Source organism: Vibrio sp. J2-4 (assembly GCF_021728155.1).
GTDB classification, from domain to species: Bacteria; Pseudomonadota; Gammaproteobacteria; order Enterobacterales; family Vibrionaceae; genus Vibrio; species Vibrio diabolicus.
The window spans coordinates 58579-72772 of sequence record NZ_JAKKCN010000007.1 but is presented as its reverse complement, the minus strand read 5'-3'; the positions used below and the strand labels follow the sequence as shown (position 1 = coordinate 72772).

Below are 14194 nucleotides of genomic sequence, written 5' to 3'. Positions count from 1 at the left end.
TTTAATTACTGATGGGGTGAAGCGAGTTATCGGCGCGTTAACTATTTAATTAAGCGGGATGAGGTTTTGCGTTGTTGAATTCTTTGGTGAACCCCTCGGCGCAATGCTTTGATGTGGTTTTCTGCTTTATCCACGCCCAGCAACACCGTTAAAGCCAGTAGGGTAATGACCACCGACTGCGTTAAATAACCCAAACCGATCATCAACCCTAATCCTGCCAGTACCCAAATAACCGCTGCGGATGTTACGCCGTGGATTTTTCCATCGAGTGTCATCATCACCCCTGCACCCAAGAAGCCGACGCCAGTAATAATCTGACCAAGCACGCGTGCTTGATCGAGTGTATTTGGCGATAACGATACTGCCATCGACATAAACAGGTAAGTGCCTGAAATAATAAGAATTGCCGTGCGAATGCCAACAGGTTTACCACGAGTTTGGCGTTCGATACCGATCATTAGCCCATTAATGGCACAGCATAGTAGGGCAGGCCAGCTGAATGGGCCAAGATCGAAAATTTGTTCGAGTGCTGTATGCATCTTGACCTCCAAAAGAGCGGAGTATGCATAGACTTACCGTGCAAAGCGAACAAAAAGGAACGGTCGTGACGACAAATTTAATTGAGCGTCAGGACCTATTCTAAATGCAAATCCAACGGCGTTTTACTTGGCCTGCCACCAATTTCTCGTGTCAGTTTTGGTACCAGATAACCCGATACACGTGTGATGAGTCCGCGCATAATGGCTTTTGCTTCTTCGTCCGAAATAAAGTAGTGCGCCGCGCCTTGCACCTTATCAAGAACGTGGAGGTAATAAGGCAAGATACCCGCGTCAAATAAGGCTTCACTTAACGCCACTTGAGCTTCTACCGAATCATTCACGCCTTTCAGTAGAACGCCTTGGTTTAGAAGCGTAACGCCCGCTCTTTTGAGCTTGAACATCTGTTCAGCAAATTCGTCATTGATTTCGTTGGCATGGTTGATGTGAGTCACAAGGATGATTTGTAACCTTGATGCTTGCAGCAGTTGGCATAGTTCATCAGTGACTCGAGCGGGAATCACCACAGGTAAACGGCTATGAATACGCAGACGTTTGATGTGAGGTATATGAGCAATGTGCTCTAAAAGCCAATGAATTTCATCGTCTTTTGCCATCAATGGGTCACCACCTGAGAAGATGACTTCGTTCAACTCTGGTTGTTGAGCCATGTACTCTAAGCACTTTGCCCATGCCTGCTTGCCGCTTTTATTTTCTTGATATGGGAAATGACGACGAAAACAGTAACGGCAATTTACCGCGCAGCCACCTTTGACAATCATCAGGGCGCGGTTGCGATACTTGTGTAGCAGACCAGGGACTTCATTATCCTGCTCTTCTAACGGATCGTTGGAATAGCCCGGATGTACTTCAAATTCGTCACTTAATGGTAAAACCTGACGTAAAAGAGGGTCTTTAGGGTTGCCTTTCTCCATCCTATCGACAAAACTTTGCGGTACACGCTGTGCAAACAGCTTGCGCGCGGCAAACCCGTCTTGCCACGGTGAAGGATCTATTTCCAGTATTTCGAGCAATTTTGCAGGATCAGAGATCCCATTCACCAACTGTTTGAGCCAGTTTTGCTCAACAGATTCGACTTTTCGGGTTATTATGTGCGGCATTGAATTTAGCTCTAAGAATGTAAGAGGAAAAAATGGCTACAGTTAGCACCAATGAATTTAAAGGCGGTCTTAAGTTAATGCTTGATAACGAGCCTTGTGTAATTCTGGAAAACGAATACGTTAAACCAGGTAAAGGCCAAGCGTTCAACCGCGTTAAAATTCGTAAACTTCTTTCTGGTAAAGTGCTAGAGAAAACATTCAAGTCTGGTGACACTTGTGAAGTGGCAGACGTAATGGATATCGACCTAGATTATCTATATTCAGACGGCGAATTCTACCACTTTATGAACAGTGAAACGTTTGAACAGATCGCAGCAGACGCAAAAGCGGTAGGTGACAACGCTAAGTGGTTGGTAGAAAACAACACTTGTATGATCACACTTTGGAACGGTAACCCAATTACTGTTACTCCACCAAACTTCGTTGAGCTAGAAGTGGTAGACACAGATCCAGGCCTGAAAGGTGATACTCAAGGTACTGGTGGTAAACCAGCTACGCTATCAACTGGCGCTGTTGTTCGTGTTCCTCTGTTCATCTCAATTGGTGAAGTGATTCGCGTAGATACTCGTACGGCTGAATACGTAGGCCGTGTGAAGTAAGCACTTTAGATTGATTGTTAGAAAGGTCGCTTCGGCGGCCTTTTTTATTGCCTGTAATTCTCTCTTGAATGTTCCTGCATAGAAAATCGATATCCTCCGCAAATTTTCGATGATTTTGTATTATTCGTAAAAATCTTATTTATTTCATGAATCTGTCGATTATTCCTTAATGTAACATTTTGATACATTAGTTCTTGTTGTTGAGTTGCATAGCAATCTGATTTTTATCGATTTAACTCAGTAACAATCCAAAAAGGAGAACAAAATGGAAAGCAGAGGTTTAGGAAGGGGTTTAAAGGTGGAAGAAAGACGTCAGTTACTACACAAAGGATTGAAAGCTGCGGTGTTTGGCGTACCGCTGTTGGCAATAGGCTTAACGATTAATAGCTCTGTGCTGATGACCGATGCAGGTTACAGCTACGTGCATCAGAACAATATCACTGGTGAGTTGGATGTGTTTACTGAACCTGGCATTCATTTTCGCATGCCATTTCTGTCCAAAATCACCAAGTATGACCAAGTGATCACTGTGTCATTCGGTAACAGCAAGGGCGAAGATTTTTATCAACGTCTTGATGCGATTCAGGTTCGATTTGCCGACACCTACATTGGTCAGATCCCCGTAACATTCCGCTTTAAGCTCAGTAATGACCCTGAAGCGGTTAAGAAGATGCACAAAGAGTTCCGTAACAACAGTAACTTGATTGATGCGCTGCTTGTAAAGAACGCACGTAACGTGACGGTGATAACTGCTACCCAATACACGGGTGAAGAGTTTTTCCAAGGTGGTTTGAACCAGTTCAAATCGAAACTTGGCGATCAGTTGCGAGAGGGGATTTATCTAACAGAGCGACGTCAGGTTGAAGTGGAAGAGTTGAATCTTGCGCCTGTTGGGGCGAATCAGGCCAATGCGAACCAACTACAGCGCACCAATCAACTGGTTTGGAAAACGGTGCCAGTTGTAGATAAAACCGGGCAACCAATTCGTCAAGACAACCCGTTACAACAATACGGCATTCAAGTGACGCAGGTGACCATTGGTGACCCACAGCCAGAAAAGCAATTGGATCAGCTATTGGCGGATAAAAAGCGTTTAGTGGCGGATCGTATTCGCGCGATTCAGGAACAAGAAACGTCGAAAGCACAGGCTGAGACCGAGCAGTTACGTAAAGAGATTCAACGAACACGTGAAGTGCAAGACGCTCAGCGTGGTAAAGAACTCGCTATTATTGCTCAGCAAAAAGAAGTGGAAGTTGCACGTCAGATTGCAGAGCGTGAAATCGTTGAAGTGGAAAAAACCAAACGACTTGCTGAAGTCGAGAAGGAGAAAGAGCTAGCTATCGCAGAGGCTAACTTAGCCATTCAAAAGGCGAACGCACTTTCTGCTGAGTTTGAAGCGAAAGCGATATTAGCGAAAGGTCGTGCAGAATCTGAGGTCCTAAAAGCGAAGTACTCGGCGTTAGGGGCAAACCGTGAAGTTTATTTGGCAGAGTTGAATCGAGACGTAGCGAACTCGTTGTACAACAACTTGCAAAACTTCCAAGTTCAGATGCCACAAAACTACATTGGTGGTAGCGAAGAAACGGGCTTGAAAACAAACCTAGATGTGATTACTGGCTTTGGCGCCCTGGGTCTTATGGACCAAACGAAGAAGGTCATACAGCAATAAGATCATGGGTGGTCAAAAGCTTAAAAAGCAAAAAGATCATGGGTAACCCAAAGCAATAAAAAAGCTGGCATAGAGCCAGCTTTTTCTTTTTAGTCAGTATCTTAAATCATGAAGATAAAGATAACGGCTAGTGCAGTAATGAGGCCTGAAAATGCATAGCATGCAATTTTACCTATCACACCAGTGTGGAATTTAAGGTCGTGCATGCCGTGGTGTACACGGTGCATCGCATGCCACATTGGTAGAGCTAGGGTGCCAATGATGAATAGCGCACCGATGATACTGGTTGCGAATTCGGAGACACGCTCGTAGCTCATCGCTTCTGCATCAATCACGCCTAGTGGGACCAAGATGCCCAGCACCAATACCGTGATTGGCGTGATCATCGCGAACCAAGTACCGCCAGCACCAAATAGACCCCACCAGATTGGCTCATCAGAACGTTTTGGTGATGTGTTTACACTATAATTCGGTTTCATGCTCAGCTCCTTACACCACGATGAGAACGATCAGTGAGATGAACGCAACCGCGGCCCACTGAGTCAATACGATGATTTTCTTGTCCACCAGTTTGCCTTTCAAACGAATTGGCATTACTTGCGGCATCATGCTGAAGAAAGTTTGAGCGTGGAATAGGCTACCTAGTAGTGCAACGATGTTGATTGCGACTACGATTGGGTTTGCCATAAAATCCAACCAACCTTGCCATGCTTCAGGGCCTTTCACCAAGCAACCTAAACCGAAAGTTAGGAACAGAGTGAATAGGATCAAAGGCAGCACAGTCGCTTCACGTATCATGTAGAAGCGGTAGAAAGGATGGTTCTTCCACCAAGTGCGTTTTACTTCACGAACGTAAGGTTTACGATTGCTCATCCTTATGCCTCCACTTTCTTTGGTGAACCATCAGGTTTCAACATAGCAATCACGAAGTCCATAGAAGACTCCACTTTGCCTTGGTTTACTGCCGCTGCTGGGTCAACGTTCTTCGGACAAACTTCAGAACAGTAACCAACAAACGTACAACCCCAAGCACCGTTTTCACCGTTGATAAGCTTCATGCGCTCATCTTTACCGTTGTCACGGCTGTCTAGGTTGTAGCGGTGTGCTAGCGTTAGTGCCGCAGGACCGATGAACTCTGGGTTTAGACCAAACTGAGGACATGCTGCGTAGCATAAACCACAGTTGATACAACCAGCGAACTGCTTGTATTTCGCCATTTGCTCTGGCGTTTGCAAGTTCGTACCGTCTTCTGGTTTACGGTCGTTACCAATGATGTACGGTTTGATTGCTTCAAGACGTTCGATGAACGGCGTCATATCAACAATCAAGTCTTTCTCGATTGGGAAGTTCGCTAGAGGCTCGATAGTCACACCGTCTGGGTAATCACGTAGGAAGCTCTTACAAGCAAGTTTCGGTACGTTGTTCACCATGATGCCGCAAGAACCACAGATCGCCATACGGCAAGACCAACGGTAAGACAGATCTTTGTCTAGGTGATCTTTAATGTAGCCCAGTGCGTCAAGCACAGACATGGTTTCATCGAATGGCACTTCGAATGTTTGCTTGTATGGTTCTGCATCTTTTTCTGGGTCATAACGCAGAATGTCTACTTTTTGAATGCGATTTGCTGACATTATGCTTGCTCCTCTGCGTTCTTCTCTTCAGCTGCGGCTTTTTCTGCTGCTTCACCGTATAGACGAGCTTTTGGTTGTGACTTAGTGATAGTCACATTGCTGTAATCGATACTTGGCGCTGAATCTGGTTTGTAGAAGGCAAGTGAGTGTTTTAGGAAGTTCACGTCATCACGTTCTGTACAACCGTCGTCCAGACGTTGGTGCGCACCGCGAGATTCTTTACGTAGAATCGCAGAGTGAACCATCGCTTCTGCGACTTCTAGGCCGTAACCCACTTCAATTGCGTACAGAAGATCAGTGTTAAACACTTTGCCTTTGTCTTTAATGCTGATGCGTTTGTAGCGTTCTTTTAGTTCGGTGATCTTGTTAATGGTTTCTTGCATCAAATCTTCTTGACGGTAGATACCACAACCCGCTTCCATGGTATGACCCATTTCAGTACGGATGTTTGCCCAGTTCTCATCACCTTCTTGGTTCATCAGTTTGGCGATGCGCTCTTCAACTGCTTTCACTTGAGCATCGATTGCAGACTCGTTCCAACCTTTGAATTCTTCAGCGCGTTTCACTGCGTTTTCACCCGCTACGCGACCAAATACCACAAACTCAGCCAGTGAGTTAGAACCTAGACGGTTTGCACCGTGAAGACCAACAGACGCACATTCACCAACCGCGAATAGACCTTTAATGCGAGTTTCACAGCCGCCGTTTGTCTCGATACCACCCATGGTGTAGTGAACCGTTGGACGAATTGGAATTGGCTCTTTTGCAGGGTCTACGTTCACGTAAGCTTTTGCTAGCTCACAGATGAATGGTAGACGCTCTTGTAGGTACTCTTCACCTAGGTGGCGAAGGTCTAGGTGCACCACGTCACCCAGTGGGTGTTTGATGGTGTTGCCTTTCTGTTGTTCGTGCCAGAAAGCTTGAGAAACTTTGTCACGAGGACCCAGTTCCATGTATTTGTTCTTCGGTTGGCCAACTGGAGTTTCAGGGCCCATGCCGTAATCTTGTAGGTAACGGTAGCCGTTCTTGTTAACGATGATACCGCCTTCACCACGGCAACCTTCCGTCATCAGGATACCTGTGCCAGGAAGACCGGTTGGGTGGTATTGAACGAATTCCATATCACGTAGAGGAACGCCGTGACGGTAAGCCATTGCCATACCATCGCCCGTTACGATACCGCCGTTAGTGTTACAGTGGTAAACTCGGCCCGCGCCACCTGTTGCTAGAACAACAGATTTTGCTTTGATAGTAACAAGCTCGCCTTCAGACATGTGAATAGCAATCAGACCTTGAACTTCGCCTTCATCAACAAGCAGATCCACCACAAAGTACTCATCAAAGCGTTTGATGTTGCTGTACTTCATGGATGTCTGGAATAGCGTATGAAGCATGTGGAAGCCAGTTTTATCTGCAGCGAACCAAGTACGTTCAACCTTCATACCACCAAAGCGGCGTACGTTGACTTCACCGTTCTCTTTACGACTCCATGGGCAACCCCATTGCTCCATTTGGATCATTTCGCGAGTCGCGTTCTCTACAAAGTATTCAACAACGTCCTGTTCACATAGCCAGTCACCACCGCCAACAGTGTCGTTGAAGTGGTTGTCTAAGCTATCTTCATCCTTGATAACTGCTGCTGAGCCACCCTCTGCAGCGACCGTGTGGGAGCGCATTGGATAAACTTTAGAAATCAGAGCGACTTCTAAGTCTGGGTTTGCTTCAGCCGCTGCAATAGCAGTACGAAGACCAGCGCCGCCTGCGCCGATGACTGCGATATCTGTGGTGATAATTTGCACAGTTATCCTCCAGTGTGTGATTGCGGAAATCCGCTTGTTATTGTCATTACGAGGCGCTCTTTAAAAAGAACTCCCCAAAAGTAGTAGGGTTAGTGTAGATGAGCCACATGGCAGAAAAATTGATGTAATTGGGTTTTTGCTTCGGTAATGCACTTAAGGGCATAGAATTTATAGGTTATGTGACTGCTATCACGGCATCGAGGTTTTGGCCCTCAAGCATTAACATTAGGGATGTTAAACCTGTGTTGCGTGACATTAACCGCATGGATAATAGGATTTTAACTGAGTGTTTTTTGTGCTGCGGCACGAGTAATACTTGCCTCAAATAGGCGAGCACGTTAGTAAAAAGAAGAAGGGATATTCCTCTCTTCTTGAAGAGTAAAAAGCATGTAGAATGAGACTTTCCTCGCTGAATTAAAGTTTGAGAGACTTGTTATGCAAACCAACTGGCAACCTACTGCTTCCATTGACCAACTTCGTCAACGTGCGACGTTAATCGCGTCGATTCGCCAATTCTTCGCTGATCGACAGGTGATGGAAGTCGACACGCCAGCCATGAGTCACGCAACCGTGACTGACATTCATTTGCATACTTTCCAAACCGAGTTTGTTGGCCCGGGTTATGCCGATGGTAGCAAGCTGTTCTTTATGACCAGCCCTGAATTCCACATGAAGCGCCTGCTGGCGGCTGGCAGCGGTTGTATTTATCAAATCAACAAAGCATTTCGTAACGAAGAAAATGGTCGTTACCACAATCCAGAATTCACGATGTTGGAGTGGTATCGCGTTGGCTTTGACCATCATAAATTGATGGATGAAATGGATGATCTGTTGCAACTGGTATTGAAGTGTGGCGCAGCGCAGCGCATGACTTATCAACAAGCCTTCATTGATGTGTTGGGTGTGTGCCCACTAGAAGGCTCGATGACGGAGCTGAAAGCGGCGGCAAGCAAGCTGGGTTTGAGTGACATTGCAGAGCCTGAAGAAGATCGCGATACGTTACTGCAATTGCTATTTAGCGTGGGAGTCGAACACAAAATTGGTCAGGATGTGCCTGCTTTTGTGTACGACTTCCCGGCATCACAGGCGGCGCTTGCGAAAATCAATCCTCAAGACCATCGTGTTGCGGATCGCTTTGAGGTGTATTTTAAGGGAATTGAGCTGGCAAATGGGTTCCATGAACTCGATAACCCGAAAGAGCAACTGGCGCGTTTTGAACAAGATAACGCGAAGCGTCTCGACATGGGTTTAAAACCGCAGCCAATCGACTATCATTTGATCTCCGCATTGGAGGCAGGGTTGCCAGATTGTGCGGGTGTTGCGTTAGGCATCGATCGTTTGATCATGCTAGCGCTCGGCTGTGACCACATTGATCAAGTGACGGCTTTTCCATTCCCAATCGCATAAGGATATTCAATGAACTTGGCTGCTGCACGTTTGGTCATTCTCTGCTACGCAATACTGATCGCTTACTTATCGTTGAGCTCGGGAGAGTTGCAAGACTGGGGCAACATTGCGTATCTTGATAAAATGCAGCACGCCATGGCGTACAGCGGATTTGCGTTTTTAGGTTGCTTTTGCGTGTGGCGTTGGCGTCAACGTTGGGCGGTGGCGATTGGTATCTTATTATTTAGTGCTGCCATCGAATGGCTACAAGGGTATGTCGGAAGACAAACTTCTTGGTTAGACCTTGTCGCCAACTCAACGGGTATTCTAACTGGTCTGTTATGTTACCGTATTTGGAGCCTCTATCGACCTAGGTTGGTGAAGTCGCTATACTCGATTCGTTAATGAAGAGGGAACACGATAACAATGAAAACGCGCGACAAAATAGTCTACGCGGCACTGGAGTTGTTCAACCAACATGGTGAGCGCAACATCACCACCAATCACATTGCCGATCACATCGAAATTAGCCCTGGTAATCTGTATTACCACTTCCGCAATAAGCAAGAAATCGTTCGTGAGATCTTTGCGCTTTATTCAGCAGAACTTTTAGAAAGATTTACCCCTATTCAAGGCTCACAAGAAAGCCTGACTATGCTGAAGAGCTACCTAGATTCCATCTTTACGCTAATGTGGAAATACCGCTTTTTCTACGCGAATCTACCTGAGATCTTGTCACGAGATGAGCAGTTACATGAGCAGTACATCGATGTGCAAGAAAAGCTGCAAGCGAACCTCATTGCGATCATGCAAGAGTTTGTATCGCTGAAGCTGCTTAATGTTGATCAACAGCAGTTGAAGTCACTGGTGTGTACGTTGCATTTGATTGCGTGTAGCTGGTTGGCGTATCAATCTGCAATGGCTTCGAAAACCAGCATCACTGAGCAAATGGTGAAGCAAGGGATGTTGCAGATGCTTAATGTCGTTAAGCCATTAGCAACTGAGCAGGGGTTAGAGCAGCTACTGTTATTGGAAGATGCGGTCAGCAATCTACACAGTTAAACGTCAAACTGCTTAATATTTCGAGAGTCACTCTCATTTTCGAGTCGTGGCTCGAGTTGACTTGTCAAATATGCCACGCACAATGTCCTCATACCGTTCAGCCCTCTCTGGGATATGACTCTCGATAAAGGAACTATCGCTCCATGAATTACGACATTTTTAATGGCGATGCTGATGGCATCATTGCGCTTCTACAATTACGCTTGGCTGATCCTATCGAGGCTCAGTTAATTACTGGTGTAAAGCGCGACATCAAGCTGGTGGAAAAAGTAGACGTGCAAGCGGGTGATGAGCTAACGGTGTTAGACATTTCGATGGAAAAGAACATGGTAGGCCTAGAGCAAGCATTGGCTCAAGGCGCGCACGTGTTTTACGCCGATCACCATAAGGCGGGTGATATTCCTCAGCATGGCAACTTGGATGCGCACATCGATCTCGATGCCAACACGTGTACGGCTTTAATTGTCGATCAATTGCTAAATGGACGTTTTCACACATGGGCGATTACGGCGGCTTATGGCGATAACATGATCGCGAAAGCAGATGAATTGGCTGACAAGGTCGGATTGTCACACGATCAGAAAGCGCAGCTTAAAGAGCTTGGCACTTTGATTAATTACAACGGTTACGGTTCGAAAGTGGATGACTTACATTTCCATCCAGCGGATTTGTACCAAGCTTTGCTGAAGTACGCGTCGCCATTTGACGCTATTGAAGATAAAACCTCGCCTTACTACCAACTGCAGTCTGCTTACCAACAAGATATGGATGCAGCTCTGGCACTGCCTGCCACGCATGAGAGCGGTAAGCTAAAGCTGTTCGAACTACCAAACACGGCCGCATCACGTCGAATCAGCGGTGTGTATGGCAACTGGCTGGCAAATCAAAACCCAGATTCTGCTCATGCAGTACTCACCGAAAATGCAGATGGCACTTACACGGTCTCTCTACGTGCCCCGTTGAACAACAAACAAGGCGCCGTTGCCGTGTGTGGGCAGTTTCCAACTGGTGGCGGCCGAGAAGCGGCGGCAGGCATCAACGCCTTAAGCAAAGATGATGTAAGTGCTTTTATTGATGCGGTAGAAACGTACTACGTATAGCATTTGCCAAAATATGAATACAAAAAAGGAGCCGAGTGGCTCCTTTTTTATTATAAGTCGATGAGTCAGATAATCAGCGCTTCAACCAAGATTTCGGGTTTTGTGCTTCACTGTTGCGGCGAATTTCGAAGTAGAGTGATGCGCGATCTTGCCCGCCAGTATCACCCGCAAGAGCGATCACTTCGCCTGCGGTCACTCGATCGCCTTCTTTTTTCGTCAACGCTTGGTTGTAGCCGTAGAGCGTCATGTCACCTTTGCCGTGGTCAAGCAATACCACTAAGCCATAACCGCGTAAATACTCCGCAAACACTACAGTGCCCGGGTAAACGGCTTTCACTTGTTGACCATAATTGGCCGCAAGCACCATGCCCTTCCAGTTTACTTGCCCGGTTTGGCGAGTACCGAAGTTGTGTAATACACGACCTTTGAGTGGCCATGGCAGTTTACCGCGCTGTTTGCCCAGTCCGTCCATTGGCACGGCATTACGCTTAGCCGCTTTGGCGATCTCGGCTTTTAGGCGTGTTTCGTTGCGCTGCAGTTCAGCAAGGTAGCGTTTATCGTTCTTGATACTGCTCTGAATTTTATTCAGGGTTTGCTTACGTTTGGATTGTGTACTTGCCAGCGCAGTACGTTTCTCAGATTGCTGTTTGAGTAACGTCTCGATTTGCTCTTTTTCTAGCTCAAGCTGGTTTTTGTTGTGTGCCAATTCTTGAGTGGTTTTGGTGATTGCATCAATCACTTCAGCACGCGCTTTGGCTAAGTGCTGGAAGTATTGACTCATGCGGTCTTCTTCCACACCTTGATTCAACAAGTGCCCATTGGCTTTTGCTCGTTCGGTCACGTAATACGTTTGCAGCAACTGTTTGAGCTCTTCCTCTTGCTCTTGGCGCTGCGCTTCTTGCAAGGCAATTTTCTCTTCTAGCTTGTCTATGTTTTTGTCTGCTTGTGCGAGCTCAGATTTGGTTTGTCTTATTTCGCGTTCAAGTTTAGAAATGCCAAGTTCTTGCTCTTTGAGCGATTTTTGTAGCTCATTGAGTTGCTTTTCTTGGGACGAGAGAGATTTGCGTTGACGGCTTATCTCACTTGATACGCCTTTGAGCTCTTGTTGACTAGCGGCAGAAGAGGCGAGGGGATATGTGGCAGATAAAGCACAAGTTAATAAAATAGCCGAGCGTAGAACAGGGTGATTTTGTTTTCGCACTTGAGATTTACCTACCACGTTGTTGTCAAAAGGTTTGTTGACAATTAAATACCATCTCCATGGATAAAGCTTTGTGATTTACCATTAAAGCCTTGATCCATATCGAGAGAAGGTTTGTCCGTTTTTGGACGACCGACGATTTTCGCAGGAACCCCCGCCACAGTTGTGTGTGGTGGCACTGCTTGCAATACCACAGAGCAAGAGCCGATTTTCGCGCCTTCGCCCACTTCGATATTGCCAAGAATTTTTGCACCTGCACCAATCATCACACCTTCACGGATTTTCGGGTGACGATCGCCGCACTCTTTACCCGTACCGCCTAAGGTAACGTCTTGTAGAATTGAGACGTCATTATCGATAACTGCAGTTTCACCGATGACAATACCCGTTGCGTGGTCGAGCATTATGCCGCTACCAATGCGTGCTGCCGGGTGAATGTCTACCTGACACGCAACCGAAATTTGGTTTTGCAGGTAGGTGGCCAGTGCATGGCGCCCTTGCTTCCATAGCCAGTTTGCCACGCGGTAGCCTTGCAGAGCGTGGTAGCCCTTTAAGTACAGCAGCGGCATAGAGTACATCGAAACTGCAGGGTCGCGATTAACCGTGGCACAAATGTCACAAGCGGCACAATCGGTAATGGTTGGGTCGGCAGAGAACGCTTCTTCTACCACTTCACGTACTGCCATTGCTGGCATCGATGCCGTGTTTAACTTGTTTGCCAAAATGTAGCTGAGCGCGGCACAGAAACTTTCATGCTTGATGATGGTGGCATGGTAAAAGCTGGCCAGCATTGGCTCTTGCTCTGACATTTCGCGGGCTTCTGAGACAATTCTGTTCCAGACTTTTTGTTTTTCGCAGTGTTTCATTCTCAATATCCTGAGTGGTTCTTCCGTGACCCGACAACTTCTATTCTTCTCAGATGAGGTGCGAAGGGGCGTAGAGTGCTACTTTCCTTCGGCTTTTTTGTCACGAGCAAGTAAATCTTGCGCTGCCAGGCGTGCATCCTTACCTTGATACAATACTTGATAAATTTGATCAACAATTGGCATCTCAACACCCATGCGTTGAGAGAGCATCCATACTTCTTTCGTGTTGCGGTAGCCTTCTACGACTTGGCCAATTTCTTCTTGTGCCGTGTCGACGTCTTTACCTTGACCTAGCGCTAAACCAAAGCGGCGGTTACGTGATTGGTTGTCGGTACACGTTAGGACAAGGTCGCCCAAACCAGCCATACCCATGAAGGTTTCTGGTTTTGCACCAAGCGCAGCACCAAGACGACTCATTTCGGCCAAACCACGAGTAATCAATGCAGTACGCGCGTTGGCTCCAAAACCGATGCCGTCAGACATACCCGCACCAATTGCGATAACGTTTTTCACCGCGCCGCCCAATTGCATCCCGATAAAGTCACTATTGGCGTACACGCGGAAGGTTTTGCTGCAGTGGATTTTTTCTTGTAGGTCAGCGACAAATTCAGCATCTGGAGACGCAACTGAAATTGCAGTAGGCATGCCCATCGCGAGCTCTTTGGCGAATGTTGGGCCAGACAATACAGCCAGTGAGTAGTTTTCACCGATAATGTCATAAGCGACGTCTTTCAGCAGACGCCCCGTTTCTGGCTCAAGACCTTTGGTTGCCCAGCAGATACGAGAGTCTTTACGTAAGAAAGGCTTACAGCTGTTCAGCACGATGCCAAAAACATGGCTTGGAACCACAACCAATAAATCTCGGCTTGCTTGTACGGCTTTTTCTAAATCCGATTCAATGATCAAGCTTTCAGGGAAATCAACGTCAGGTAAGAAAGCGTGGTTCGCGCGATCCGCTTCTAAACGTGCCATGTGCTCAGGCTCGTGTCCCCAAAGGACTACGTTCGCGCCGTTACGAGCGAGTGAGATCGCCAGAGAGGTACCGTATGAACCTGCGCCAATCACCGTCATTGCGATGTCTTTACCGTAAGCATTGTTTGTATTTGCTTGTGTCATGCTACCGCCTAATTGTCTTTCTACTAGTAGAATCTAGTTCCTAATCGTCAAATTTTACGCCTTCTGGCGATTAGGAACTAGGAACTTTTGTCAGAAATAAAAAAT

At 46.7% G+C, this 14194-nt stretch carries 15 protein-coding genes; 6 read left to right on the top strand and 9 right to left on the bottom strand.

The window, feature by feature from the left end; genetic code table 11:
- Positions 1-41: 41 nt before the first annotated feature.
- Together L3V32_RS21505 and epmB are read right to left on the bottom strand one after the other, a co-directional pair.
- Positions 42-539 (bottom strand): MgtC/SapB family protein, encoded by a 498-nt coding sequence (locus L3V32_RS21505; RefSeq protein WP_005395427.1) that lies wholly within the window; start codon positions 537-539, stop codon positions 42-44.
- Positions 540-634: 95 nt separating this feature from the next.
- Positions 635-1657 (bottom strand): EF-P beta-lysylation protein EpmB, encoded by a 1023-nt coding sequence (gene epmB / locus L3V32_RS21500; protein WP_237285159.1) that lies wholly within the window; start codon positions 1655-1657, stop codon positions 635-637.
- Positions 1658-1689: 32 nt separating this feature from the next.
- Between epmB and efp the strand changes: the two genes are divergently transcribed.
- Together efp and L3V32_RS21490 are read left to right on the top strand one after the other, a co-directional pair.
- Entirely contained in the window at positions 1690-2256 is a 567-nt protein-coding gene (gene efp / locus L3V32_RS21495) for an elongation factor P (RefSeq protein ID WP_005395425.1), read from the top strand.
- 265 nt (positions 2257-2521) lie between these two features.
- Positions 2522-3925 carry an SPFH domain-containing protein gene (locus L3V32_RS21490; protein WP_237285158.1) on the top strand — a complete coding sequence of 468 codons (1404 nt, stop codon included), beginning with the start codon at positions 2522-2524 and terminating at the stop codon, positions 3923-3925.
- 101 nt (positions 3926-4026) lie between these two features.
- Here L3V32_RS21490 and frdD read toward each other — a convergent pair whose 3' ends face one another.
- Genes frdD through frdA form a run of 4 tightly spaced genes read right to left on the bottom strand, consistent with a single transcriptional unit; the run spans position 4027 to position 7358 of the window.
- Complete coding sequence (gene frdD, locus L3V32_RS21485; protein ID WP_152815361.1) at positions 4027-4404, bottom strand: fumarate reductase subunit FrdD; 378 nt, start codon at positions 4402-4404, stop codon at positions 4027-4029.
- A gap of 10 nt (positions 4405-4414) precedes the next feature.
- The gene (gene frdC, locus L3V32_RS21480) at positions 4415-4798 is read right to left on the bottom strand and encodes a fumarate reductase subunit FrdC (protein WP_237285156.1); all 384 of its coding nucleotides are present in this window, start codon (positions 4796-4798) and stop codon (positions 4415-4417) included.
- Positions 4799-4800: 2 nt separating this feature from the next.
- Positions 4801-5559: a succinate dehydrogenase/fumarate reductase iron-sulfur subunit gene (locus L3V32_RS21475; protein WP_005381489.1), complete on the bottom strand. Its 759-nt coding sequence runs from the start codon at positions 5557-5559 to the stop codon at positions 4801-4803.
- The gene (gene frdA / locus L3V32_RS21470; RefSeq protein ID WP_047010259.1) at positions 5559-7358 is read right to left on the bottom strand and encodes a fumarate reductase (quinol) flavoprotein subunit; all 1800 of its coding nucleotides are present in this window, start codon (positions 7356-7358) and stop codon (positions 5559-5561) included. Before frdA ends, L3V32_RS21475 begins: the two co-directional genes overlap by 1 nt.
- A gap of 435 nt (positions 7359-7793) precedes the next feature.
- Between frdA and epmA the strand changes: the two genes are divergently transcribed.
- From epmA to L3V32_RS21450, 4 genes are all read left to right on the top strand, one after another.
- Positions 7794-8765, top strand: a complete 972-nt coding sequence (epmA, locus tag L3V32_RS21465) for an elongation factor P--(R)-beta-lysine ligase (RefSeq protein WP_046874653.1) — start codon at positions 7794-7796, stop codon at positions 8763-8765.
- A gap of 9 nt (positions 8766-8774) precedes the next feature.
- On the top strand, positions 8775-9149 hold the full coding sequence (locus tag L3V32_RS21460) for a VanZ family protein (RefSeq protein WP_074190090.1): 375 nt from the start codon (positions 8775-8777) through the stop codon (positions 9147-9149).
- A 21-nt stretch (positions 9150-9170) separates the two neighbouring features.
- Positions 9171-9806 (top strand): TetR/AcrR family transcriptional regulator, encoded by a 636-nt coding sequence (locus tag L3V32_RS21455; protein WP_005395413.1) that lies wholly within the window; start codon positions 9171-9173, stop codon positions 9804-9806.
- 143 nt (positions 9807-9949) lie between these two features.
- The gene (locus L3V32_RS21450; RefSeq protein WP_237285155.1) at positions 9950-10906 is read left to right on the top strand and encodes a DHH family phosphoesterase; all 957 of its coding nucleotides are present in this window, start codon (positions 9950-9952) and stop codon (positions 10904-10906) included.
- A gap of 73 nt (positions 10907-10979) precedes the next feature.
- Here L3V32_RS21450 and L3V32_RS21445 read toward each other — a convergent pair whose 3' ends face one another.
- From L3V32_RS21445 to gpsA, 3 genes are all read right to left on the bottom strand, one after another.
- On the bottom strand, positions 10980-12125 hold the full coding sequence (locus tag L3V32_RS21445; protein ID WP_048626686.1) for a murein hydrolase activator EnvC: 1146 nt from the start codon (positions 12123-12125) through the stop codon (positions 10980-10982).
- Positions 12126-12151: 26 nt separating this feature from the next.
- On the bottom strand, positions 12152-12973 hold the full coding sequence (gene cysE / locus L3V32_RS21440; RefSeq protein WP_005395410.1) for a serine O-acetyltransferase: 822 nt from the start codon (positions 12971-12973) through the stop codon (positions 12152-12154).
- Between the two features lie 78 nt (positions 12974-13051).
- Positions 13052-14089 (bottom strand): NAD(P)H-dependent glycerol-3-phosphate dehydrogenase, encoded by a 1038-nt coding sequence (gpsA, locus tag L3V32_RS21435; RefSeq protein WP_114324019.1) that lies wholly within the window; start codon positions 14087-14089, stop codon positions 13052-13054.
- Positions 14090-14194 lie beyond the last annotated feature (105 nt).